The 23,398-nt window shown below is 37.0% G+C and carries 22 protein-coding genes; 7 read left to right on the top strand and 15 right to left on the bottom strand.

Annotated features, from left to right (window positions below; genetic code table 11):
- Positions 1-6 precede the first annotated feature (6 nt).
- The 5 genes from ribF to tsaD form a co-directional block, all read right to left on the bottom strand.
- The gene (gene ribF / locus AADH04_RS00745) at positions 7-951 is read right to left on the bottom strand and encodes a bifunctional riboflavin kinase/FAD synthetase (RefSeq protein WP_434778347.1); all 945 of its coding nucleotides are present in this window, start codon (positions 949-951) and stop codon (positions 7-9) included.
- 193 nt (positions 952-1,144) lie between these two features.
- Complete coding sequence (locus AADH04_RS00740; RefSeq protein WP_434778346.1) at positions 1,145-1,615, bottom strand: DUF4124 domain-containing protein; 471 nt, start codon at positions 1,613-1,615, stop codon at positions 1,145-1,147.
- Between the two features lie 43 nt (positions 1,616-1,658).
- Positions 1,659-2,135 (bottom strand): hypothetical protein, encoded by a 477-nt coding sequence (locus tag AADH04_RS00735; RefSeq protein WP_434778345.1) that lies wholly within the window; start codon positions 2,133-2,135, stop codon positions 1,659-1,661.
- Between the two features lie 144 nt (positions 2,136-2,279).
- Positions 2,280-4,208, bottom strand: coding sequence for an ATP-binding cassette domain-containing protein (locus AADH04_RS00730; RefSeq protein WP_434778344.1), 1,929 nt, complete (start codon positions 4,206-4,208; stop codon positions 2,280-2,282).
- Positions 4,209-4,297: 89 nt separating this feature from the next.
- Entirely contained in the window at positions 4,298-5,305 is a 1,008-nt protein-coding gene (gene tsaD / locus AADH04_RS00725) for a tRNA (adenosine(37)-N6)-threonylcarbamoyltransferase complex transferase subunit TsaD (protein ID WP_434778343.1), read from the bottom strand.
- 90 nt (positions 5,306-5,395) lie between these two features.
- Here tsaD and AADH04_RS00720 point away from each other — a divergent pair, with 90 nt between their 5' ends.
- Positions 5,396-5,824, top strand: a complete 429-nt coding sequence (locus tag AADH04_RS00720; RefSeq protein WP_434778342.1) for an OsmC family protein — start codon at positions 5,396-5,398, stop codon at positions 5,822-5,824.
- A 35-nt stretch (positions 5,825-5,859) separates the two neighbouring features.
- The gene (gene yiiM / locus AADH04_RS00715) at positions 5,860-6,540 is read left to right on the top strand and encodes a 6-hydroxyaminopurine reductase (RefSeq protein WP_434778341.1); all 681 of its coding nucleotides are present in this window, start codon (positions 5,860-5,862) and stop codon (positions 6,538-6,540) included.
- 41 nt (positions 6,541-6,581) lie between these two features.
- Here the strand turns inward: yiiM and coq7 are convergent, their stop codons facing one another.
- Positions 6,582-7,202, bottom strand: a complete 621-nt coding sequence (gene coq7 / locus AADH04_RS00710) for a 2-polyprenyl-3-methyl-6-methoxy-1,4-benzoquinone monooxygenase (protein WP_434778340.1) — start codon at positions 7,200-7,202, stop codon at positions 6,582-6,584.
- 130 nt (positions 7,203-7,332) lie between these two features.
- On the opposite strand from coq7, the gene ppa reads away from it, so the two are divergent.
- The 3 genes from ppa to AADH04_RS00695 all read left to right on the top strand — a co-directional run bounded on the left by ppa (position 7,333) and on the right by AADH04_RS00695 (position 10,318).
- Positions 7,333-7,857 (top strand): inorganic diphosphatase, encoded by a 525-nt coding sequence (ppa, locus tag AADH04_RS00705; protein WP_434778339.1) that lies wholly within the window; start codon positions 7,333-7,335, stop codon positions 7,855-7,857.
- Positions 7,858-8,034: 177 nt separating this feature from the next.
- Complete coding sequence (locus AADH04_RS00700; protein ID WP_434778338.1) at positions 8,035-9,336, top strand: MFS transporter; 1,302 nt, start codon at positions 8,035-8,037, stop codon at positions 9,334-9,336.
- A gap of 199 nt (positions 9,337-9,535) precedes the next feature.
- Positions 9,536-10,318 carry a hypothetical protein gene (locus AADH04_RS00695; RefSeq protein ID WP_434778337.1) on the top strand — a complete coding sequence of 261 codons (783 nt, stop codon included), beginning with the start codon at positions 9,536-9,538 and terminating at the stop codon, positions 10,316-10,318.
- Positions 10,319-10,363: 45 nt separating this feature from the next.
- On the opposite strand, the gene wrbA is transcribed toward AADH04_RS00695, so the two are convergent.
- On the bottom strand, positions 10,364-10,957 hold the full coding sequence (wrbA, locus tag AADH04_RS00690; RefSeq protein ID WP_434778336.1) for an NAD(P)H:quinone oxidoreductase: 594 nt from the start codon (positions 10,955-10,957) through the stop codon (positions 10,364-10,366).
- Positions 10,958-11,096: 139 nt separating this feature from the next.
- Here wrbA and AADH04_RS00685 point away from each other — a divergent pair, with 139 nt between their 5' ends.
- Positions 11,097-12,335 carry a YihY family inner membrane protein gene (locus tag AADH04_RS00685; RefSeq protein ID WP_434778335.1) on the top strand — a complete coding sequence of 413 codons (1,239 nt, stop codon included), beginning with the start codon at positions 11,097-11,099 and terminating at the stop codon, positions 12,333-12,335.
- A 2-nt stretch (positions 12,336-12,337) separates the two neighbouring features.
- Here AADH04_RS00685 and AADH04_RS00680 read toward each other — a convergent pair whose 3' ends face one another.
- The 8 genes from AADH04_RS00680 to ccoN all read right to left on the bottom strand — a co-directional run bounded on the left by AADH04_RS00680 (position 12,338) and on the right by ccoN (position 21,036).
- A complete protein-coding gene (locus AADH04_RS00680; protein WP_434778334.1) occupies positions 12,338-13,108 on the bottom strand; it encodes a DUF3025 domain-containing protein in 771 nt (256 codons plus the stop codon).
- Positions 13,109-13,176: 68 nt separating this feature from the next.
- Positions 13,177-15,456 (bottom strand): NADP-dependent malic enzyme, encoded by a 2,280-nt coding sequence (locus AADH04_RS00675; protein WP_434778333.1) that lies wholly within the window; start codon positions 15,454-15,456, stop codon positions 13,177-13,179.
- Positions 15,457-15,532: 76 nt separating this feature from the next.
- On the bottom strand, positions 15,533-16,084 hold the full coding sequence (locus AADH04_RS00670) for a FixH family protein (RefSeq protein WP_434778332.1): 552 nt from the start codon (positions 16,082-16,084) through the stop codon (positions 15,533-15,535).
- Positions 16,084-17,508 carry a cytochrome c oxidase accessory protein CcoG gene (gene ccoG / locus AADH04_RS00665; RefSeq protein WP_434778331.1) on the bottom strand — a complete coding sequence of 475 codons (1,425 nt, stop codon included), beginning with the start codon at positions 17,506-17,508 and terminating at the stop codon, positions 16,084-16,086. The genes AADH04_RS00670 and ccoG overlap by 1 nt, the downstream gene beginning before the upstream one ends.
- A gap of 276 nt (positions 17,509-17,784) precedes the next feature.
- The gene (ccoP, locus tag AADH04_RS00660) at positions 17,785-18,723 is read right to left on the bottom strand and encodes a cytochrome-c oxidase, cbb3-type subunit III (protein ID WP_434778330.1); all 939 of its coding nucleotides are present in this window, start codon (positions 18,721-18,723) and stop codon (positions 17,785-17,787) included.
- Entirely contained in the window at positions 18,707-18,940 is a 234-nt protein-coding gene (locus AADH04_RS00655; protein WP_434778329.1) for a CcoQ/FixQ family Cbb3-type cytochrome c oxidase assembly chaperone, read from the bottom strand. Before AADH04_RS00655 ends, ccoP begins: the two co-directional genes overlap by 17 nt.
- A gap of 5 nt (positions 18,941-18,945) precedes the next feature.
- A complete protein-coding gene (ccoO, locus tag AADH04_RS00650) occupies positions 18,946-19,578 on the bottom strand; it encodes a cytochrome-c oxidase, cbb3-type subunit II (protein WP_434778328.1) in 633 nt (210 codons plus the stop codon).
- A gap of 18 nt (positions 19,579-19,596) precedes the next feature.
- A complete protein-coding gene (gene ccoN / locus AADH04_RS00645; protein ID WP_434778327.1) occupies positions 19,597-21,036 on the bottom strand; it encodes a cytochrome-c oxidase, cbb3-type subunit I in 1,440 nt (479 codons plus the stop codon).
- Between the two features lie 567 nt (positions 21,037-21,603).
- On the opposite strand from ccoN, the gene AADH04_RS00640 reads away from it, so the two are divergent.
- Positions 21,604-23,388, top strand: coding sequence for a M61 family metallopeptidase (locus AADH04_RS00640; protein WP_434778326.1), 1,785 nt, complete (start codon positions 21,604-21,606; stop codon positions 23,386-23,388).
- The last annotated feature ends 10 nt before the right edge of the window (positions 23,389-23,398 follow it).

Here is a 23,398-nt window from a genome sequence, read left to right as displayed (position 1 = left end):
CTCGTATTAGTTTTCTCGTTTTAAAGTGGATAAGTAATGGCGTGCTTCTAATTCATCTTGTTCTATTTGTGCTTTTAAGCTTTCTAAACTGTCAAATTTTACTTCGTCTCTGAGTTTTTTTAGAAAGTGTACCGTTATATTTTGACCATATAGATCTTCGTGCAAGTCAAATATAAATACTTCTAGTTTTTGCTCTTTCGTGTTACTTACTGTTGGGTTAAGTCCTAAACTGGCTGCACCACCACGTTTACCGAATGAACCTGTTACTTCAACAACAAATACCCCACCTAGTGGGTACAAGGCCTTTTGTAGGTGAATATTGGCTGTCGGGTATCCTAAGGTACGACCTCTTTTGGCACCATGTTTCACTTTGCCAGATATAAAAAAATCATGTCCTAATGTGCGTGCGGCGTTATCCAATTGCCCATCAGTTAGTGTATCACGTATATAGGTACTTGAAGCTCTTTGGCTTTGCACCAGTATACTTGGTGTTACATCGGTGACAAACTGGGTTTGTTGCTTTAATAAATTAATGTCACCTTGTCGTTCAGCACCAAATTTAAAATCATCTCCGATGAGTAGGTAGCGCGTTTTAAGTGTACTTAATAATACTTTATCAATAAATGATGTTGCACTCAAGTTTGCCAATTGCTGATTAAAACGAAGCACCCATACTGCATCTAGGCAATGTGTATCTTCTAAGAGTTGTAGTTTGTCTCGTAAGGAGCTTAAGCGGGCAGGGGGCTGATGTCCTGCTTTTTTTGCAAAATACGCTTTTGGGTGGGGTTCAAATGTCAATAAAACAGCAGGCAATTGGCGAGTAATTGCTTCGTCTTTTAAACGTCTTAAAATGTGCTTATGGCCTAAGTGTACGCCATCAAAGTTACCTATGGTTAAAGCACAACCTTGTTCAAAACAGGGTATGTTTTTGGGACCGAGCCATATTTGCATATTGATTCACGAAATTCAAAATTGTTTATTGTAAACACAAAAGGCTGCAAATGCACTATATCAGGTTATTTTTAAGTCATTTACTTCAAAATAGGGAAAATTTTATGTGAAATCAATGTGAAAATTGGCACAAAATTGTGGTCATAAATGAAAAAAGAGGCTGCTATTAATCTAACAGCCTCTTTTTAAGGAGCTATAGTCGACTGATTTCTTTTTGAATTGCGTCTATATTTTTTTGTCTGTCGCTGACAGCATTTTGCAATTGTTGAACACGTTCTTGGTATTTAGCATAGTTTTTTTCATTACCATTTCTGACTGCTTGCCCCTCTGTTAACGCTTTTTGGGCATCAGCTAAAGCTTTTTGCTCATTGGCCAGTTCTGCTTCCAAAATTTGACGACGCCCTTGATTTCGTGTGGCATTTTCTGCTGCAGATTCTTTGGGGTAATTATTGTTTGCTGTGTTATTCGCATTTTTAGTGGTTCTGGAAGGGCTTTTCTCTGTACCAATGACGCTAATTGGACCAAGATTGACCGCTTTACAGCCATTGCCTGGTTTATTGGTAAAGGTGACTTCTTTACCAACGATGCATCGATAAACGGGTGCTGCATAAATATGGCTGATTAAACCAATTGATACAAGTAAAGTAAACACAACTTTCTTCATAATAATCTCGGTATTTATTTTATATGGAGGTAAAATATTATTTTTACAATACGCGACTGAGTTCTTTTTGTATTGCTTCAACATTTTTTTGTCGGTCTGTTACAGCGTTTTGTAGTTGTTTTACTTGATCTGGTGTTTTAGAACCATTTTGAGCACTTAATGCCTGTTGTGCTTTTGATAAGGCATTACGTTCGTTGGCTAATTCTGCTTCTAAAATTTGGCGACGTCCTTGATTGCGTGAACTATTTTCTGCCGCGCTTTCTGTTGGGTAAGCAGTATTTTTCGCTGTCTTAGGTGTCGTTGTATTGCGTTTTTTCGCTGTTCTGGTCGCTGTATTACTGTTATTGAATTTTTTTGTACCAATGACGCTTATAGGCCCTAAGTCTACTTTTTGACAGCCAGAGGTAGGCTTATTGGTAAAGGTTACTTCAGTGCTGGTCATACAACGATAAATCGGTGCTGCTACCACAGCACTGGTGCTAAACGCTAAAAAAATACCTGTAAAAACAAACTTTTTCATATACTTTCTTTTTCCAAACTGTTGTTTTACAGTTTACCATATTTTAAAAAAAATAAAGTTTGCAAAGGCGGTTTCTCTCAGTTTTTGTGAGTGAGGGTGCAAAAAGTGTACCCTATTTACAATAACTTAAGGCCCAACTGTTGGTTATAAATTTTCACGTTTATACAACTCTTTTATCTCATTTTCTCGTGTGCTGATTTCTTCTTGTAATAATAGCCATTCTTCTTCCGTTTTTTCTAGCAGTATTTTTACTTCTGTTAAACGGGCAAGGTTGGTTTGTAGAATCTGTTTTTGTTCCTCTTGATAAGCATTTTCATCATTTAAAAAAGATTCTAGTTTGTTTTTTTCTTCGTGTAATTGATCCAAAAGTATTTCTGCTTTTTTTAATTTTTGTTGGAATGGTTTGGTTTGTTGTGAAATTTCTTGCCTTATTTGTGCTTCCAATTTTTTATTTTCTTTACGATTGGTACTTTCTTTGCTGGGGTTGAGATCCTTTTGGGTGTTTGTATTTTGTAAACGCAATTGTCGGTAAGCATGTAAGTCACCATCAAAGGTGGTTACTTGCCCATTTTGAACCAATAAAAAGGCGTCAGTTGTTGCTTCTAATAAGCTTCGATCATGTGACACCAAAATAAGTGCACCTGTATAACTTTGTAAGGCAATCGTAAGCGCATGCCTTAAATTTAGGTCTAGGTGGTTTGTTGGTTCATCAAGTAGCAGTAGATTAGGTTTTTGCCAAACCAACATTGCTAAAGCTAAACGGGCTTTTTCTCCACCAGAAAAAGGGGCAATTGGCGCCAAGGCCATTTCCCCCATAAAATTGAACCCCCCTAAAAAATTACGGATTTCTTGTTCTCTAACATCGGGGGAGAGTGTTTGAATATGCCAAATAGGGCTTTGATCGTCTCGTAATGTATCAAGTTGATGTTGGGCAAAGTAGCCAATATTGAGTTTTTCGGATGTGATGATTTGCCCTGATAATGGTTTTAATGAACCAGATAATGCTTTAATTAATGTGGATTTACCACTGCCATTGACACCAAGCAAGCCAAGTCTGGCACCAGATTCAATAGATAAATTAATATTATTTAAAATTTGGGTATGTTCATAACCCAAATTAACCTGTTCCATTTTTAATAAAGGATTAGGTAAATGAGTAGGCAAAGCAAATTCAAATGTAAATTCGGCATCTAAATGTGCTGGTGCAATACGTTGCAATTTTTCTAATACCTTCATTCTGCTTTGTGCTTGTGTCGCTTTAGTGGCTTTTGCTTTAAAACGATTAATAAAGCTTTCTAGGTGGGCAATTTGTTGTTGTTGCTTTTGATAGGCATTTTGTTGTTGGCTCAGTTTTAATGCGCGTGCTTCCTCAAAACGCTCATAATTACCTGTATATAAAGCCAGTTTTTGATTAGATAATTCAGCAATATGAGTGGTGGTGATGTTCAGAAAATCTTTATCGTGGGAGATAATAATTTGTGTGGTTGGCACATTTTTTAAGTATTCTTCTAACCAAAGAACGGTTTCTAAATCCAAATGGTTGGTTGGTTCATCCAGTAACAGTAAATCTGCACGACACATTAATGCTTGTGCCAAATTTAAACGCATGCGCCAGCCACCAGAAAAAGATTTAACACTTTGCTGGTGTTCATTTTGGCTAAAACCTAAACCATCAAGTAGTTTGGCTGCTCTGGAAGGTGCCGTATAGGCATCAATATGGGCTAATTCTTGATGAAAATAAGCAATTTGTTCACCATCTTCAGTTTCTTCTGCTTTTTTTAAGGCTTGTTCGTATTCTCGTAGTTTTTGATCACCATCTAATACATATTCTAGGGCGCTTTTGTCTAAAGCTGGGGTTTCCTGTGCTACACTGGCAATGAGCCAATGTTTGGGTAAGTTGATGTCTCCTTTATCTGCATTAATTTCACCTTTAATTAATGAGAATAAACTGGATTTTCCACTACCATTGGCACCAATAAGCCCAATTCGGGTATGGGGTTTGATGGTTAAGCTTGCATCATCTAATAAAACTTTGGTTCCACGCTGTAGCGCTAAATTTTTAATTTCAATCATATCTTTTCCATCTTGTTACCAAATAATATGCGCAGGTGCATTGATTTAATGTTGGTATTGAGAAATTGGGTTATTTTATTTGAATGGGTTCATTCTTTAGTGTTGGTTAATGCCCATCTGGGTTTGACACTAAACTGTCCGACAGGGTGAGCATGTTTTAAATGCATGGCGCCAGCAAATGCAATCATTGCGCCGTTATCTGTACATAGAGCAAGCTCAGGGAAATAGACTTTTGCATTTATTTTAGACAAGCTTTGACGTAGCGCTTGATTGGCACCAACGCCACCGGCAACGACCAGCTCTGTAAATCCTGTTTGTTTTAAAGCTTGTTTTGCTTTGTGTGTTAAAACATCTACTACAGCATTTTCAAATGCCAAGCAAATGTCTTTAATGGTTTGTGTATCTAGTTGCTGCTCTTCTTTGAGTTGATTGACTAAGGTTAATACCGCTGTTTTTAAGCCAGAAAAACTTAAGTTTAAGTCACCAGAGTGTTTCATTGGACGAGGGAACTCAAATCTGTTTGGGGTGCCTTCTTGAGCCAATGCTGCAAGTTTAGCGCCACCAGGATAGTCTAAACCTAAGAGTTTAGCTGTTTTATCAAATGCTTCTCCTGCTGCATCATCTACGCTTTGTCCTAATAATTCATACTCACCAATATCGGTAACAGACATAAATTGGGTATGTCCACCTGAAACCAATAAAGCGACAAAGGGAAATTGTGGTTTGTTTTTTGAAAGCAAAGGCGAAAGTAAATGACCTTCTAAATGATGCACTTCGATAATAGGTTTATCCAATGCAAAAGCTAGCGCATTGGCAAAGCTTGCTCCAGCCAATAATGCACCACCAAGACCTGGACCTTGTGTATAGGCAATTGCATCTATATGGTTTAAGCTTAAATTAACTTCTTGTAAGCAATTTTGGGTCAGAGGAACCAAACGACGAATATGGTCGCGGCTGGCCAATTCAGGCACAACTCCGCCATATTGGGCATGCATGGCCATTTGAGTATGTAATTGTTGTGCTATGAGTCCTTTTTCTGTATCAAAAAGAGCCACACCTGTTTCATCACAAGAAGATTCAATTCCTAAAACCAACATAATTTAAAGAGACAATCTGTTAAAAATAGCGTATTTTACGCTGTATTGCGATTTAAGCCAAAACCAATTACATATAAACAGGAGACATACATGCAAGTAACCGCACAATGGGTCAATGGTGTTTGTTTTTTAGGACAAACTGAAAGCGGACATTCAATCGTGTTAGATGGTGCTATAGAAGGAGGCGGACAAAATAGAGGCGCTCGTCCGTTGGAACTTTTATTATTGGGGACGCTGGGTTGTTCCAGTTATGATGTGGTGACTATTTTGCAAAAACAACGTCAAAAAATAGTAGACTGTTATGCAACAGCTACAGCAAAAAGAGCAGATACCATCCCAAAAGTGTTTACCGATATTCATTTACATTTCGTGGTGATTGGGCAAGATTTGTCTGAAACATCTGTTGCAAAGGCAGTTGAGCTATCTGCCCAAAAATATTGTTCCGCTTCAATTATGTTGAGTAAGGCCGTAAACATTACTCATTCTTTTGAAGTGAAAGAGCCTGAGAACAATAAATAATTCACGATTAAACTTAAAAAACGTAAAGTATAGATATGTATTTTCCACGTGTTTATGTAGGGAAAGTTTGTTCTTATCAGGATATTGATGAGAGCGCAATAAAAAAACGGGAAGTAAACACACGTATATTTTTGAATGAATTAGGCTTAACTGGCGATGAACAAGCAGAACAACGCTTTCATGGTGGTCCTGATCGAGCGCTTTGTCATTATCCGGAAGAACATTATATATATTGGCAAAAATGTTTTCCCCAAATTAAGGAACATTTTTGTGCTTCTGCTTTTGGTGAAAATATTGCTACTGTTGGCTTAACAGAACAGAATGTTTGTATAGGTGATGTGTTTCGTTGGGCCGATGCGATGATTCAGGTTACTCAGCCCCGTTCACCTTGCTATAAGTTAAATGATCATTTTTGTGTTGATGATTTATCTGTTCGTATGCAACAAACAGGTTTGTGCGGTTGGTTGTATCGAGTGATTTGTGTTGGAGAGGTCAGTAGTAATGAGCCATTAGAATTGGTTAACCGTTATAGTGATGTTTCAGTAGAAGAGGCAATTACCATTGCTTTCCATCTTGATTTTGACCCTGCACAGTATCAACGATTGTCATCAGCAACAGGGCTATCAAGTAGTTGGCAAAATAATATGCGTAAGCGTATTACCGAAGGAAAAATTGAAGATTTTAATCGCCGTTTATTAGGAAATCATGATAGATGATCTAAAATTAAGTTGTTTATTTTAGATCATCTTAAAAGTCATTAAAACTTATAACTTAAGGTTGTCATGGCTTTTGCGCTTAGTTTCATCATGGCTTTAACTGGAAAAGGTAAAGCAGCTGCACCAAAGTCTCGTGCCATATGTTCATGTTTGAGTTCATCTTCTTGCATTTGAGTAACAATTGCACGGCTTTTGGCATCTTGTTCTGGCAGCTCTTTTAAATGGCTGCCTAAATGTGCACCGACTTGATTTTCAGTTTCTTCTAAAAACCCTAAGTTCCATTTATCACCTAATAAGCCAGCACTCACACCAATAGCCAAAGAGCCCATATACCATAAGGGATTGAATAAACTGGTATTGCCCCCAAGATCACGAATACGTTTTTCTGTCCAAGCTAAGTGTTCTACTTCTTCTTGAGCTGCATGTTTAAAGGCTTCTTTGTTTTCCTGAGTGCGAGCAGTTAAAGCTTGCCCTTGATAAAGTGCTTGTGCGCAAACTTCCCCACAATGGTTTACTCGCATAAGCCCTAGAGCATGTTTTTTTTCTTTTTCTGTCATTTGAGCTTCTGGTACATTTTGATCAGGATAAGGGCGAATAGTATGGGCTGGCGCAAATAATGTCCGTAGTACCACATCAACATTTTCGATTACTTTATCTAACATAATCTTACTCCTTAACCTGATCATCATGAATTTTATTATATGATTATAACCTGTTAATGTATGAGATTCATTACTTACTGCTATAATAGTACGTTTTTTGAACAAATAGATGTCAAACAAGGAGACATAAATGAATTTAAGTGCTATAGGCCCAGGAAAAAGCATGCCTGATGACTTTAATGTTGTGATTGAAATTTCTGCTCATTCAGATCCTGTTAAATATGAATTTGATAAAGACAGTGGTGCTTTGTTTGTAGACCGTTTTATGGGTACTTCAATGATGTATCCTGCTAACTATGGCTTTGTTCCTCAAACATTATCTGGAGATGGTGATCCTGTTGATGTGTTGGTTGTGACCCCTTTCCCTTTGCCTCCTGGTGTCGTCGTTCGTTGTCGCGCTTTAGGGATGTTGAAAATGGAAGACGATGGTGGTGTCGATGCTAAACTTGTGGCTGTTCCTGTAGAAAAATTATGCCCTATGTATGGCACGATTAAATCTTTAGAAGATTTACCACAGTTGTTGCGTGATCAAATGATTCATTTCTTTGAACATTATAAAGATTTAGAAAAAGGTAAATGGGTTAAAATTCAAGGTTGGGACGGTATTGAAGCGGCCACAAAAGAGCTTGAAGATGGTGTGAAAAACTATAAATAAACACAAGTTTTATGATAAAAAGCTTTGGTATAATTAAAATTACCAAAGCTTTTTTTATTGTGTGATTCATTCAATGATAAAATATGCCTTTATTTTTGTAACTGGTCAGAATGATTCTGATTTATCATATAAAATTTATTCTATACTTTGTAAAACTATACTCTGGGGGTTATTTGCTTGAAAACTGATTTTTCGTTTTTTTATAAACGTCGTTTTTTCCCATTATTTGGTTCTCAGTTATTAAGTGTTTTTAATGATAATCTGGTTAGAGTGTCCATTTTTGTTTTGATTACTTACCATGGTTTGGGTGTTTTGGGGATAGAGCCAGCTTTATTAAATAATGTAGCCGCAGGTTTATTTATGTTGCCTTATTTTCTGTTTTCAGCCACAGCCAGCCACGTATGTGAGCGTTTTGATGAAGCAAAAGTAGCTAAAGCTGTGAAAATAAGCGAAATTTGTATTGTGACTTTATCTGGTGTGGGTTTTTATCTGCATTCTGCTGTTTTATTACTCATTGCGCTATTTTTAATGGGTATTCATTCTACATTTTTTGGTATTGTGAAATATTCTATTTTGCCTAAGTATTTATCTCAACAAGAGCTGGTTGGGGGGAATGGCCTAGTAGAAATGGGCACTTTTATTGCCATCTTATCAGGGCAAATTGTAGGCACTCAAATGGTTAAAGGGGGGGCAGAAATGATGATCGCCTTAACATTAACAACAGCCATTGTGGGTTATGCTTTTGCTTATTTTATGCCCAAATTGGAGCCTGTAAATCCACAGCAAAAAGTCAGTTTCAATATCGCAAAAGATACCAAGTCTATTATTGTTGCCGTTTGGCGCCATAAAGATTTGCGGGCTGCCATTTTAGGCTTATCTTGGTTTTGGTTGTTAGGCTCTGTTTATACAACACAATTGATTAGTTTTACAAAGTTAAATTTAGGTGGCTCTGAAGACGTTTTTACTTTATTGTTGGCATTATTTTCAATTGGTATCGCTATTGGTTCAGTAACCTGTGCCAAGCTATCAAAAGGTAATTTAGAATTAGGATTGGTTTTGGTCGGTGCTTTTGGCATGACGATTGCTGGATCTGCTTTGGCTTTTCCTTTTATTAAACCATATGAGGGCGCAGAAATTGGTATTGGATTGTTTTTACAAACACCGCAATACTGGATATCAATGATCAGTATTTTGTGTTTAGGGTTCTTTGGTGGCTTTTTTACCGTACCCCTCTATACATGGTTACAGTATGCCAGTGCCAATAGTTCTTTGTCTCAAGCCGTTGCGGTTAATAATATTGTTAATGCTATTTACATGGTTTTTGCCGCAGGGGCAAGTACCTTATTATTGCTTTGGTTGGACAATGTGGCTATTTTATTTGTTTTGATTGCTATTGGTAATGTTTTCGCTATGGCACATTTGGTCAAAGTAGCGCCCGTTATTTGGGAAACGAAATTTTCTTGGTTAAAAAGGCATTGAAGGGTTATTCATCATTTTAAATAAAACTGATTGATGATTATGCTACAAAAGTTGTTGCATTATATATTGTTATCCATTGGGCATTCTGTGTTATTTGTCTTAACATGTTTTGCTCGATTACTAGGTTCAATTAATGATTTTTACGATTCAAAATAGTTTGTATCAATAACTTAAATATACTGGTTCATAGGGGTGAGAAATGATAAAGAAAAGTTTGTATTATTTGTTTTTGTTACTTAGTTTAATTGGTTTAACTAGTTGTGGCTCGCCTCAGGAAAAACCTGCAAGGATTGAGGTTGAAAGGTCTGATTCAGTCAATGAAACGGCAAAACAGTCACTTGCACCTAATTTAAATGCTCAAGAGCGTTTAGGTACACAATGGGGCGAAGGAATTGAGTCAAAAGTTTCTACTGTGGATTTAAAAAGACTTTCTAGCCAACCAGTAGATGTGTCTATGATTTATTATTCTGCAGGAAATGCTAAAGGTACTCCCATTAAGGAAATGATGATTGCCAACGGTAAAATTGGTGTATCCATTTTAAATGAGCGTGATCAAAAGTGGACATTAATGAATGGGGCGAATAATAGGGTTTTATTAAAGGGGCAAGATAAAGCACAATATAAAATACGTTATCACAATTTATCTAATCGTATCTATGAAGTTGTGACAACAGTAGATGGTTTAGATGTCATTAATGGTTCAGCAGGTAGCTTGAGTAATAGTGGTTATGTACTTTACCCCAATCAAGAATTAATTATTGAGGGATTTAGAAAAAGCCAAGATGAAGTAGCGGCATTTCGTTTCTCTTCTGTTCAAGATGCTTATGCTGCTAATACACCAGCTGGTTCTGCAAGTAATACAGGTGTTATTGGTACTGCTATTTTTGAATTGTATGATCCTTCAAAAGTGCGTACGGAACCTTCTGCATTTCCTGCTGACCAAAGTAATGGGCAGTATGCACCGCCACCGCAATATCGCTGATCCGTTTATGGTTTAAAATAAAAACACACCTGTAAAGGTGTGTTTTTATTTTGAGAGTTTTAAGGCAATAGTCGCTAAACGTTTTCCTTGATTAAAGGCTAATTGGCTTTCGTGATCACTTAAAATAGGGGTATGCTCAGAACCTTCAACGTGCGATACGCCATAAGGTGTTCCCCCAGTTGTTGTTTGGCTTAAGTTCTCTTCACTAAAGGGTACGCCGACAATCAGCATGCCGTGGTGCATCAATGGTAACATCATGCTCAGTAAGGTGCTTTCTTGTCCGCCATGTTGGGTGTTGGTACTGGTGAATACGGTTGCAGGCTTACCAATAAGGCTGCCATTAAGCCATAGCCCGCTGGTACCATCTAAAAAATATTTTATAGGGGCTGACATATTGCCAAAACGTGTACCGCTGCCTAATGCTAAACCAGCGCAATGCTCTAGCTCTTCGAGTGTGATATAGGGTGCACCTTGTTCAGGAATATCGGCTTCGGTGGCTTCACATACAGTGGAGACTTTTGGTACTGTGCGTAAGAGTGCCTCACAGCCTTCTACACTATTGATTCCTTGGGCAATTTTTTTTGCCAGATTCAGTGTGGAACCATGTAAACTATAGTATAAAACAATCAATTGAATCATCTGGTTTTCCTTTTGAAATAGGCTTGATGCCTAATGTGTTATACTTTTGCTTTTATTAATGATTAAATACCGATAAATTTAATGATTAAATACCGATAAATAATTGGTCATGTATTTTTAAATAGCGATGAATGGCTCAATGATACCACAAAGTAAATTTCGTAAACTCATGCATAATGTGATTAATCGTATTACACAAAAACGATTAATAGGGTTCTCTATATTTTTTCTACAGCGCTCTAGTGAATTACGTTTAAATCAGGTCGCTGCTAGTTTAAGTTTTACAACCTTATTAGCCTTAGTGCCATTTTTTACTGTGACATTTATTGTGATTTCTGCTTTCCCAATGTTTTCAGAAATAACAACAAAATTTCATAACTTTTTAACAGATACGTTAATGCCTGAATATGCCAGTAAGGTTATTTCAACTTATATGCAGGAATTTACAGCTAAAGCTGGTAATTTAACGGCTTTGGGGGTAACTGTTTTGGTGTGTTCATCCGTTTTGTTGGTGATGACAATAGAGCGCACTTTTAATCAAATCTGGCGAACCAAACAAAGAAGGGCATGGGTGACCAGAATATTGGTATATTGGAGTATTTTGACATTAGGTCCTTTGATTTTAGGAACGGGACTTTCTATTTGGGGGTGGTTGTTTAGGGAAACCAATTTTCCAACAGAGTACCCAATTTTTGGTTATGTGGTTCGAATTGCAGGTTCTGTTTCTTTAAGTACTTTTTTACTGTGGGCTTTATATCGGTTTGTACCACATCGCTATGTACCCAATTCTCATGCCATTATTGGCGCTTTAACAACAGCAATTTTATTGGAAATAGTCAGACGAGTTTTTGGTTTATACATCAGTAATTTTGCTAATTATCAGTTAATTTATGGCGCTTTTGCTGTCTTACCTGTATTTTTATTTTGGCTTTTTTGCTTATGGTATGTTTTATTGGGCGGTGCTGTATTAACGGCTTCTTTTTCTTATTGGAAAGGAAATGCATTTTTAAATGCAACAGACTCAAGAGGGCGCTTTGATGATGTTTTGAAGGTAATGATTTTACTTTATCATGCACAACACAAGGGACGTGCTGTGAGCATTAGAGAGTTTAGGCGTAGGGTCAATATGGGTTATGATGAATTGGGTGATCTATTAGATTTACTTGCACGTGAAAATTATATTGCATTGGAAAAAAAAGGTTGGATTTTGAAAACCAGTGCCCAAGAAATTATGTTGTCTACTTTATTTAAAATGTTTGTATATGAGCCGCGCACAGAAGAAAGCAGCGCCGTCTCACAAGGTATATGTACATTATTATCTGATAGCATCAACTCACTTGATATTTCTTTAGATGCTTTTGCGAAAAGGTGTGATTAGTTTTATTCAGCTTTTTTTCTGAAATAGTGCCTATTCGCATAAAATGCTTCATCTTGTGGTGTATGCCAGCCAGGGATGCCTAGCACAGGTAAAGGGAATAAAGACTTCGTGTTGCTCAGAAATTCAGATTGAACCAATTTTTTTGCCAGTAAGTTATCTAAATATTGGTTTTTATTTTCTCGAGATAATTGGAAAAAATGTACATCAACTTTAATCGGTAAAGCCTTGCCGCACCAACCAATATATGGGGCTAATCCTTTTTCTAAAGTAGCATGTCCAATGACCCATGCATCAATAGTGTGTCCCCAATTTTGTTTTTGATGAACAAATAAGTTTTGCCATTCGTGGTTTTGTAAAAAGTCAATGTTCGCTTGTTCTGTATAAGGGATTAAAATACCCGATTCATCCAATAAAGTCAGCGAGTCTCTTATTGGGCCTCTTTTTTTTTCTCCTTGATTGATGGCCAAATTGTGCCTATTGGTAATAGCCGTTTTTGTTTTTGGAAACGCACACCAAATTAAGGCATTAAACCAATCATGCCAGTTATTGCTTCTGGTTGGCACAATGCCTGTTTGTTGAATACATTCTTCATAATATAAGGTGCTATTATTGTGGTCTAATCCAAATTTAAGCCATGTTGGTATATCAGGATTTATTTTTCTTGCACTATTGAGTAGTTGATCGCAATCGTTTTGTGTTTGGAATGGTTTTAGGCCAAGAGTATCAATGAATAGTTGAACAGAAGAAAATAGAGGGGAAAAGTTGTTATTCATCTTGTTTTAAGTTAAATATAAAAGGCAAGGTTTTTTTCCTTGCCTTTTATGGATTGATGACTAAATGATCAGTTTTTTTGTTGTTGTGCGTCAACAGCAGCAACAGCAACCATATTCACAATTCTGCGTACAGATGCAATAGGCGTTAGAATATGAGCAGGTTTGGCTAAGCCCATTAAAATCGGACCAATTGTCACACCATCAGAAGCAGAAACACGTAATAAGTTGTAGCTGATATTAGCAGCTTCAACATTCGGCATCACCAATAAATTGGCTTGTCCTTTTAGTGTTGTATCAGGGAAAGCTTGATGTCGAATGCTTTCTAATAAAGCAGCATCTCCTTGCATCTCACCGTCTATTTCCAATTCTGGATCAGCTTGTTGAATTAAAGACAGTGCTTCTTGCATTTTACTGCCAGAGGTTGTTTTAATAGAACCAAAATTTGAGTTAGACAGCAATGCAGCTTTTGGCACCAAACCAAAACGGCGCATTTCTTCACTGGCCATTAAAGTGATTTTTGCCAGTTGTTCTGCATTTGGGTTAGCATTAACGTAGGTGTCGGTGATAAAAATATTACCTGACTGTAAGATCAATGCATTTACTGCGCCAGCAATTTTTTCTGGGTTATTGTAGCCTAATATTTGCTCTAAAATTTCGAAGTGTTGTCTATAGTTGCCAAATGTACCGCAAATTAGCGAATCAGCATCGCCTCGTCTAACCATCATGGCACCAATAAGTGTTGTATTGGCAATCATACGACGGCGTGCCATTTCTTGAGTGACACCTTGGCGTTTGGTTAAATTATAATAATCTTCCCAGTACTCACGATAGCGAGGATCAGATTGGTTATTAACCAATTCAAAATCTTGACCCGCTTTAATTTTAAGGCCTAATTTTTCAATACGTTGTTCAATAACAGAAGCTCGACCAATTAAAATAGGGAAGGCTAAGCCTTGAGTCACAATTTGTTGGGTCGCATGTAAAACTCGCTCATCTTCTCCTTCGCACAATACAACGCGTTTTTTATCTTGTTTGGCTTGGGCAAAAACAGGGCGCATAAATAGTTTTGATTTATATACAAATTCAGATAAACGCTCAATATACGCATCAAAGTCTTCAATTGGGCGAGTGGCAACACCCGAATCCATTGCTGCTTTGGCAACAGCAGGTGCAATGTTCACAATAAGGCGAGGGTCAAATGGTTTTGGAATAAGGTATTCTGGTCCAAAACTTAAATCTTGCCCTCCATAAGCTAAAGAAACTGTATCACTTTGTTCTGCTAAAGCAAGGTCAGCAATTGCTCTGACACAAGCTAATTTCATTTCTTCATTGATGGTTGTAGCACCAACATCTAATGCGCCTCTAAAAATGAAGGGGAAGCATAAAACATTATTGACTTGATTTGGAAAATCAGAACGTCCTGTACAAATAATTGAGTCAGGGCGTGCTTCTTTCGCTAAAGGTGGTAAAATTTCTGGTTCAGGATTAGCCAAAGCAAGAATCAATGGGTGATCATTCATTGATTTGACCATATCTTGATCAACTAATTTAGGGCCAGATAAGCCTAAGAAAATATCTTTGTTTTTGATTGCGTCACGTAGATTACGTTGGCCATTGTCAGCAATAGCATAACGTTTTTTTGTTGCGTCCATTTTGTCATCGCGATCTATGTAAACAACGCCTTTTGAATCGCACATGACAATATTTTCGCGTTTCATCCCTAGTGCAACAAGTAAATCCAAGCAAGCAATGGCAGCAGCGCCTGCTCCTGAGCACACTAAGGTAACATCTTCAATTTTTTTATTAACAACGCGTAAGCCGTTTAATACAGCAGCTGAAGTAATAATGGCTGTGCCATGTTGGTCATCATGAAATACGGGGATATTCATGCGTTCACGTAATTTGCTTTCAATATAAAAGCATTCTGGTGCTTTTATATCTTCTAGGTTGATGCCACCAAAAGTAGGCTCAAGAGATGCAATAATATCAACCAATTTGTCTGCATCTGTTTCATTGACTTCTATATCAAATACATCAATGCCTGCAAATTTTTTAAATAAAACGCCTTTGCCTTCCATTACGGGCTTACCTGCTAAAGCACCAATATTGCCTAGGCCTAATACTGCTGTACCATTAGAAATAACAGCAACTAAGTTACCTTTTGCAGTGTATTTATAAGCATCCATTGGTTCTTGCTCAATTGCCAGACAAGGTGCTGCTACCCCTGGAGAATAGGCCAAGGCTAAATCATACTGTGTGGTTAGTGGTTTTGTTGGTGCCACCTGAATTTTTCCTGGAACAGGAAACTCATGAAATTGTAAGGCTGCTTTTTTTAATTCTTCATCCATTTTAAAACGATCTCCAGTGTAAAAAATAATCTATGCTTGAGTAATAAGCATAGATACATAGTTTAAAAGTCTCATGTTACGATGTTGATTGTGTTGTCTCGGGTACTTTATTTAGTGAGGGCTCTAAAATGGCTTCATTGCCACTAGCAGAATACCAGCGCCCTTGTATTTTCCACTTTTTATCAGTGTCTTCTAATGCTAAATACCAGTAATTTGCATGTGCCAGTTGTTTTAACTCAACTTGATATAAATTATTACTGATTGGTTTTAATGTCACTGACTGATCTTGTTTTGCAAGAGTAGGGTGTTGAATACTCAAAATAATGGGTTCATCCTTTGCAAAATCGCCTTCTAAAAATATACGGGCAGAATTTTTATTGCTATTGAATAAAATTTTAGCATGTAGATTTCTTTTTGCTGCTTCTTCATCCTTATGAATTTGTAAAATGATGTTTTTTCCATCTTTATAATAGTCATCAGTTACAAGGGTATCATCCGTATTGACTGCGATGTAAAAAGTAACAAAACCCGCAATCACAACAATAAATGGGCCTAACATTAAAAGCCATGGCCAAGGCTCTTTATACCAAGGGTTGGCCATTTTGGGTTCGGTATTATTTGTCATCATTATTCATCTTCTCCAATGAAACTTGAGGACTGCTCCAGAATAACTGGTTCAGCTTGATCGAGTAATTTAAACGTAAATTTAATTGGGTGTTTACCTGCTGGTGCATTTTCTCTAGGAGTAGATACACGCACAGGCAATGATAAACTACTTTCTGGTTCCAATTGAATGATTTCTGGTGCGCCATCCAAATTGATTTGTTTAAAACCATTTACAGAAACACTGAATTTTTGTGGTGCTTCTGTCGTATTCATGATTTTGAAGGTATAGGTGTTTTCTAACCATCCTTGGTTATTTTCTCGAACCACAACAGAAGGGTCTTTAATCACATTTACCTTAAAGGGTAAACGCGTTGCTAAAGAATACAAGACGACAGATAGAACAACAAAAAGCACAATTCCATAACCTAAAACTCTAGGACGTTTCAAACGAGTGAGTATTTTTGATTCCGGGTATTTTTTTTCTAAAGCTGCTTCTGTCGTATAACGAATAAGGCCACGAGGGTAGTTCATTTTATCCATTACTTCGTCACAAACATCAATACATGCTGCACAGCCAATACATTCGTATTGTAGACCATTACGAATATCAATACCTACGGGGCAAACTTGAACGCACATAGTACAATCAATACATTCACCTTTTCCTTCCGCTTTATAATCAACACCTTTTTTCCGTTTTCCTCTAGGTTCACCTCTTTCCGTATCGTAAGAAATAATTAAGGTGTCTATATCAAACATAGCACTTTGGAAACGAGCATAAGGGCACATATATTTACATACTTGTTCACGTAGAATATGACCAAGCATAAATGTGAATACAGCATAAAGAGTCAATGCGATAATGGCATAAGAGCTTAGATTTAAGTGTATTAAATCAACCCAAAGTGATTTAATCGGAGTGAAGTAACCAACGAAGGTGAAACCTGTCCAAAAACAAAATAAAATAATGGCACAGTATTTGCTTATTTTGATTAATATTTTTCTGGAGCTAATAGGCGACTTATCCAGCTTGATTCGTTGGGGACGATCCCCTTCAAATAAGCGATCAAACCAGATCATAATTTCAGAATAAACTGTTTGTGGGCAAGCGTAACCACACCATAATCGTCCCGCTATTGTTGTCCACCAAAATAGACCCAAAGCACAACAAATTAACAAACCTGATAAGTAGAATAGATCTTGTGGCCAAATAGTCAGTCCAAAAATATAAAATTTTCGTGTTGCAATTTCGAGTAAGAATGCTTGACGATTGTTCCAATTGAGCCAAGGTAAACCAAAATAAACCAGTTGTGTAATCAGAACAGTCAATATACGTAAATTAGCAAAGCGTCCTTTGACCCATTTAGGGTGAATTTTTTTATGCGTAGCATAAAGTTCAATGACTTTTTCTTCTTTTTTTATAGAGTCTGTTTGTTCTTCCGACATAGATATATCCTCATTACGCTATGATCTTGGTGATTTAAAATCAAGTTCATTATCATTGTTGAAGCTCAGCGATTGTGCGAGTGTTGTATCTTGTATCATCATTGTAATTTTATATAGATACTTATTATTGTTTTATAAGTAAAACTTATATTTATTTGGGTAAATTAAATATCTTATAATTATATAACAAATTAATCTTTAAATCTTGCCTTGTGCCATAATAAAAGTAAATCGGCCTGTTTTGAAAAAAACAGGCCGATCTCATCTATGGCAACATTATTTCGTTGCTTCTTTCTTTGTGTTATTGGATAAGCCCCAAACATAAGCAGTCAATAAATGAACTTTACTTTCATCAAGGAATTCACCCCAAGCAGGCATTTCATTTTCATGACCATTGGTAATGGTATCAATAATCGCTTTTTTACTGCTGCCCCATAACCAGATATTATCTGTTAAGTTAGGACCTTGAGTTAAGATGCCTTTGCCATCTGCACCATGACAGGTTGCACAGTTAGCTGGAGGGTTATGAAACACATCATTTCCTCTCATTGCACTGGTTGTATTATGAGGTTTTCCTGACAAAGACAGAACATAATTTGCAGCATCTTCAATTTGATCAGAGGTTAATTGTTCACCCCAAGCTGCCATAATACCCATACGACCATCGCGAATAGACTCGTGAATTTGTTCTGGTTCTCCCCCCCATAACCAGTCACTGTCAGTCAGATTAGGGAATCCACGTGAGCCACGAGCATCTGCTCCATGACACTGCATACAATAAGTATTGTATAGGTTTTGTGCAGTTTTCATGGCTTGAGGGTCGGTTGCCAGCATTTTAACATCTGTTTGTAGATATTTATCATATTGGGATTTGTATGCTTTATTTGCTTCAGCAACTTCACCTTCATATTGATTATGACTGGTCCATTTGAAGTAACCTTTATAGTCTCCCATACCAGGGTAAACAATTAAGTAACCGACACTGAATACCAAGGTTAATAAGAACATAATCATCCACCAACGAGGTAGGGGATTATTATATTCTTCTAAGTCTTCATCCCAGACATGTCCGACAGTTTTTACTTCTTCGCCTTTTTTTACAGTTGACTTGGATTGAGAAAGCAGCAACCAAAAAACTGCAATAATACTTACAATAACAATTACGCAAATATAGATATTCCAGAAATTGCTTGTAAAGTCAGTTGTTGTGTTCATTATTATTCACTCCGTTGCTATGAGCTGTTTGGCTGATATTTTCCTGACTATTGTTGCTTTGTGATTGGTGTATTGAATCATCATCTTCAAACATATGCTCAGCTGCAGGGGTATAGTGCTTTTTCGCCCCTTTGCGAAATACAAAGAAGATAATCAGTGCAAAAAAACTAAAATAAAACACTGTCGACAACATTCGAATAATATCAGCGTTACTCATATTTTTTACCTTACGTTTTTCAAAGCAAGACCTAAACCTTGCAAATAAGCAATCAAGGCATCCATTTCTGTTTTGCCATCAACTTCGCCACCTTCGTCAGCAGACAGGGTTGCTTGTTTGATATCATCGTCAGTGTATGGTACGCCAACTTTACGTAATGCTTTCATGCTTGCCACAACGTCTTCAGGATTAAGTTTGTTTTTTTCCAACCAAGGGAATGCTGGCATATTGGAGCCAGGAGTTGTTTGGCGTGGATCAATTAAATGCATACGGTGCCATGTATCAGAGCGTAAACCGCCTTCACGTGCTAAGTCTGGGCCTGTACGTTTTGAACCCCATTGAAATGGGTGATCATAAACAGACTCACCTGCAACAGAATAATGACCATAACGTTCTGTCTCTGCTCTAAACGGACGAATCATTTGAGAATGGCAGTTGTAACAACCTTCTTTAATATAGACATCACGTCCGGCCAACTGTAATGGTGTATAAGGTTCTACACCAGGAGCTGGCTCAGTTACTGTTTTAGAGAACATTAAGGGGATCACTTCCACTAATAAGCCCACACTGATTACTAGGAAAGTAAATACAATCAAAAAGCCTACGTGTTCTTCAACAAGTTTTTGTATTTTATTCATGTTATTTTTCCTTCCCTGTTAAGCATTATGATGTTGAGAAACAACAGGGATCTTGGCATCAACAGCTTTACCTTGTGCAACTGTACGGAACACGTTGTAAGCCATGATTAACATACCCACAAGATATAATGCTCCACCTAATACCCTAACGATGTAGTAAGGATAACGTTGCATAACTTCTTGAATGAAAGAGTAGGTTAAGGTGCCGTCTGTAGGGTTAATATCTCTCCACATTAAGCCTTGCATCACACCTGAAATCCACATAGAAGCAATGTATAAAACAATACCAATTGTTGCAATCCAAAAGTGGCTTTCCATCAGCTTTGTACTGTACATGCTTTCACGTCCAAATAGACGTGGAATGAGATAGTAAATTGAGCCAATGGTAATGAAGCCAACCCAGCCTAATGCGCCAGAATGTACGTGACCTACAGTCCAGTCAGTGTAATGACTTAAAGCATTGACTGATTTAATGGACATCATTGGGCCTTCAAATGTAGACATACCGTAGAAAGATAAAGCAACAACCATAAATTTTAAGATTGGGTCGGTACGAAGTTTATGCCAAGCACCTGATAAGGTCATAATACCGTTGATCATCCCACCCCAGCTAGGTGCAAAAAGAATCAAAGAAAATACCATTCCTAAAGACTGAGTCCAATCTGGTAAGGCAGTGTAGTGTAAATGATGAGGGCCTGCCCACATGTAGGTGAAGATCAATGCCCAAAAGTGTACGACTGATAAGCGGTATGAATAGATTGGGCGGCCAGCTTGTTTAGGGACAAAGTAGTACATCATGCCTAAGAATGCAGCTGTTAAGAAAAAGCCTACAGCATTGTGCCCATACCACCATTGTACCATTGCATCAACTGCACCAGCATAGATTGGGAATGACTTAAATGCGCTAACAGGTACTTCTAAGCTATTGACAATGTGTAAAAGGGCAACAGCTAAAATAAACGCGGCATAGAACCAGTTTGCAACATAAATATGTTTGACTTTACGTTTGGCAATGGTACCAAAAAACACAATTGCGTAAGCAACCCAGACAACAGTAATAAGAATATCGATTGGCCATTCTAGTTCGGCATACTCTTTACCTGTAGTGATACCTAAAGGCAGTGTGATTGCCGCTAAAAGAATAACCAGTTGCCATCCCCAGAAGGTGAAAGCCGCTAGCTTGTCTGAAATCAAACGTACATTACATGTTCTTTGTACAACATAGTAGCTTGTAGCAAATAAGCCACAACCACCAAAGGCAAAGATGACTGCATTTGTATGTAAAGGACGCAGACGGGCAAAGTGGAACCATGGCCCAACTTCACTTAGGTTTAAAACTGGCCAAGCTAGTTGTGCAGCAATAAGCACACCAACTAACATGCCAACAATACCCCAAACTACAGTCATGATGGCAAATTGCCTCACAACTTTATAGTTGTATGTGGATTGCGTTTCCATTAGTGTTTCTCCAAATGTTAAAACAAGTTAAATAACTATTTTTTATGGAATTAGTATGTTATTTATACTAAAACATGTATAAATTGCAACTGCTCTGATTGTTGCTTGGCGCGTATTGTAAATGAATTTAACCAAACCAGCCAGTTTATATCTTTAAAGACATGTGCCAGTTTGCAATTGTAACAATTACAACTCACCCCAGTTTATAGTATAAATACATTGAAAAATTTTTATTTGATTTTTATCAAGACAAACTACTTATTGTGGACTAGTTCTTTGTGTGTAATTTTTGAAGTTATTGGTTTTTATGCCAAATTTTGTTATTTAACGAAATTTTACTAATTCTAACATAATCTCGAAAAATTATTTATATCGACTTCATTGTTTTAGACTATCAATTTTTGTTTTCTTTGTTTATTATTTTGATTTTTAAAAACAAAAATAATTTTTTACTGTTTTATTCAATTCAATAATCTTGTTTCCTATCTTTACACTTTAATCTGTACTACAATTTAATCCTTATTAATCCCTAATTTTACCTAGAATAAATAAGTTTAAAATTCCATTATGTTGACATATAAAATTTGGCCTGCATCTGTTCATGCTCATCTTTTTCATATTCGTTTATCTGTTCCTGTAAAAGGGCAGGAAACAATATTGTTTCGTTTACCAGCTTGGATTCCTGGCAGTTATATGATTCGAGATTTTGCCAAGAACATCGTGACAATGAAGGCTTTCTCTAACCAAAAAGAATACCCTATTGAGCAAATTGATAAACATTCTTGGCAAGTAGCAACAAAAGATTTAGATGTTGTTGAGATCCATTATGAAGTATATGCATTTGATTTATCTGTTAGGGGGGCTTTTTTAGATAAAGACAGGGCCTTTTTTAATCATACTTCTTTGTGTTTATATGTTGAGGGTCAAAGGGATCAGCCTTGCCAGCTATTGTTATCGAAACCAGAATTGCCAGAGTTAAAACATTGGCAATTAGCAACGGCATTGCCCGCAATCGAGATTGATCAATATGGCTTTGGTTTGTACCAAGCAGATAGTTATGATTGCTTAATTGATTGCCCTGTTGAAATGGGCTGTTTTTCACGCTTATGTTTCGACGTTTTAGGTATCCCCCATGAATTCATTATTTCTGGCATATTTAATGGTGATTTAGAACGTTTGGTTCATGATACTCAAAAAATTTGTGCCGCACAAATAAAGCTGTTTTCAGGCCAGGCACCTTTTGAACGTTATGTTTTTCTTTTGCATGTTTCCGATGATGTGTATGGCGGTTTGGAACATTTATCCAGTACAGCCTTATTGGCCAGTCGAGATTGTTTGCCGATGAAGGGGGCGCAAGCTTTAACTGATGAGTATATTCAATTATTAGGGCTGATTAGCCATGAGTATTTTCATGCTTGGAATGTGAAGTCTATTAAACCTCAAGCTTTTGAGGAATATGATTTAAATCAGGAAGTTTATACAAAACAATTATGGGCGTTTGAAGGAATAACATCATATTACGATGATTTAATGTTATTGCGTTCAGGAGTCATTGATGCCCGAATTTATTTGGATTTGTTGGCAAAAAATATTACCCGTGTACAAAGAGGCAATGGGCGAACAAAACAAACATTAACGCAATCAAGTTTTAATGCTTGGACTAAGTATTATAAACAAGATGAAAATAGTATTAATGCAATAGTCAGCTATTACCAAAAAGGTGCTTTGTTTGCTTTAGCATTGGATTTATATATTCGTGAGCAAACAGGTCAACAGCATTCCTTAGATGATGTTATGCGCGCTTTATATCAGTATTATAAAAATGAACAATTAGGGGTTAAGGAGGAGGGACAGTGGCAAAGCATTGCAGAACAAACTGTTGGCGTATCCTTAGCAGCATTTTTTAAACAAGGTTTAAATGATGTGCAAGATTTACCCTTATCTAAACTTTTAAAATACGTTGGTATCGATTTTTATTGGCTTGTTCGACCTTATGCTCAATTAGGTGGTTTTGTTGATGCGGTTCCTGATAATCAGCCAGAATGTATTGACTTAGGGTTTAAGTATCAGAATATAGCTAGTGGGTTAAAAGTATCACAAGTATTGGATTGTAGTATTGCGCAACAAGCGGGTATCTATGTTGCAGATGAATTGATTGCCTTAAATGGTTATAAAATTACGGATTTTTACAAGCAGCTGGAGCGCTTCAAAGAGGAAGGGTTTGTTCATGTCCATTTGTTTAGGCATGGAGTATTGCAGAAAGTCAGGCTTGAATTAACGCCTCTTCAAGAAAATACCTGTTATTTAATGGCTTCGCAAATTGATCAAATACAATGGCTTAATATATTTTGAATAAGAATAG

The sequence above is a fragment of the Neisseria sp. Ec49-e6-T10 genome (genome assembly GCF_051132615.1).
Taxonomy (GTDB): domain Bacteria; phylum Pseudomonadota; class Gammaproteobacteria; order Burkholderiales; family Neisseriaceae.
The sequence above is the reverse complement of the archived record's forward strand: the minus strand, read 5'-3'. Positions and strand labels throughout refer to the sequence as shown.

Excerpts from the sequence above, each read along its gene's own strand:
- AADH04_RS00740 (WP_434778346.1), bottom strand. The coding sequence starts at position 1,615 with ATGAAGAAAGTTGTGTTTACTTTACTTGTATCAATTGGTTTAATCAGC.
- AADH04_RS00730 (WP_434778344.1), bottom strand. The coding sequence starts at position 4,208 with ATGATTGAAATTAAAAATTTAGCGCTACAGCGTGGAACCAAAGTTTTA.
- wrbA (WP_434778336.1), bottom strand. The coding sequence starts at position 10,957 with ATGATTCAATTGATTGTTTTATACTATAGTTTACATGGTTCCACACTG.
- tsaD (WP_434778343.1), bottom strand. The coding sequence starts at position 5,305 with ATGTTGGTTTTAGGAATTGAATCTTCTTGTGATGAAACAGGTGTGGCT.
- ribF (WP_434778347.1), bottom strand. The coding sequence starts at position 951 with ATGCAAATATGGCTCGGTCCCAAAAACATACCCTGTTTTGAACAAGGT.
- yiiM (WP_434778341.1), top strand. The coding sequence starts at position 5,860 with ATGTATTTTCCACGTGTTTATGTAGGGAAAGTTTGTTCTTATCAGGAT.
- ccoN (WP_434778327.1), bottom strand. The coding sequence starts at position 21,036 with ATGGAAACGCAATCCACATACAACTATAAAGTTGTGAGGCAATTTGCC.
- AADH04_RS00685 (WP_434778335.1), top strand. The coding sequence starts at position 11,097 with ATGATACCACAAAGTAAATTTCGTAAACTCATGCATAATGTGATTAAT.
- ccoG (WP_434778331.1), bottom strand. The coding sequence starts at position 17,508 with ATGTCGGAAGAACAAACAGACTCTATAAAAAAAGAAGAAAAAGTCATT.
- ppa (WP_434778339.1), top strand. The coding sequence starts at position 7,333 with ATGAATTTAAGTGCTATAGGCCCAGGAAAAAGCATGCCTGATGACTTT.
- ccoP (WP_434778330.1), bottom strand. The coding sequence starts at position 18,723 with ATGAACACAACAACTGACTTTACAAGCAATTTCTGGAATATCTATATT.
- AADH04_RS00695 (WP_434778337.1), top strand. The coding sequence starts at position 9,536 with ATGATAAAGAAAAGTTTGTATTATTTGTTTTTGTTACTTAGTTTAATT.
- AADH04_RS00670 (WP_434778332.1), bottom strand. The coding sequence starts at position 16,084 with ATGATGACAAATAATACCGAACCCAAAATGGCCAACCCTTGGTATAAA.
- AADH04_RS00640 (WP_434778326.1), top strand. The coding sequence starts at position 21,604 with ATGTTGACATATAAAATTTGGCCTGCATCTGTTCATGCTCATCTTTTT.
- coq7 (WP_434778340.1), bottom strand. The coding sequence starts at position 7,202 with ATGTTAGATAAAGTAATCGAAAATGTTGATGTGGTACTACGGACATTA.
- ccoO (WP_434778328.1), bottom strand. The coding sequence starts at position 19,578 with ATGAATAAAATACAAAAACTTGTTGAAGAACACGTAGGCTTTTTGATT.
- AADH04_RS00675 (WP_434778333.1), bottom strand. The coding sequence starts at position 15,456 with ATGGATGAAGAATTAAAAAAAGCAGCCTTACAATTTCATGAGTTTCCT.
- AADH04_RS00735 (WP_434778345.1), bottom strand. The coding sequence starts at position 2,135 with ATGAAAAAGTTTGTTTTTACAGGTATTTTTTTAGCGTTTAGCACCAGT.
- AADH04_RS00720 (WP_434778342.1), top strand. The coding sequence starts at position 5,396 with ATGCAAGTAACCGCACAATGGGTCAATGGTGTTTGTTTTTTAGGACAA.
- AADH04_RS00680 (WP_434778334.1), bottom strand. The coding sequence starts at position 13,108 with ATGAATAACAACTTTTCCCCTCTATTTTCTTCTGTTCAACTATTCATT.
- AADH04_RS00655 (WP_434778329.1), bottom strand. The coding sequence starts at position 18,940 with ATGAGTAACGCTGATATTATTCGAATGTTGTCGACAGTGTTTTATTTT.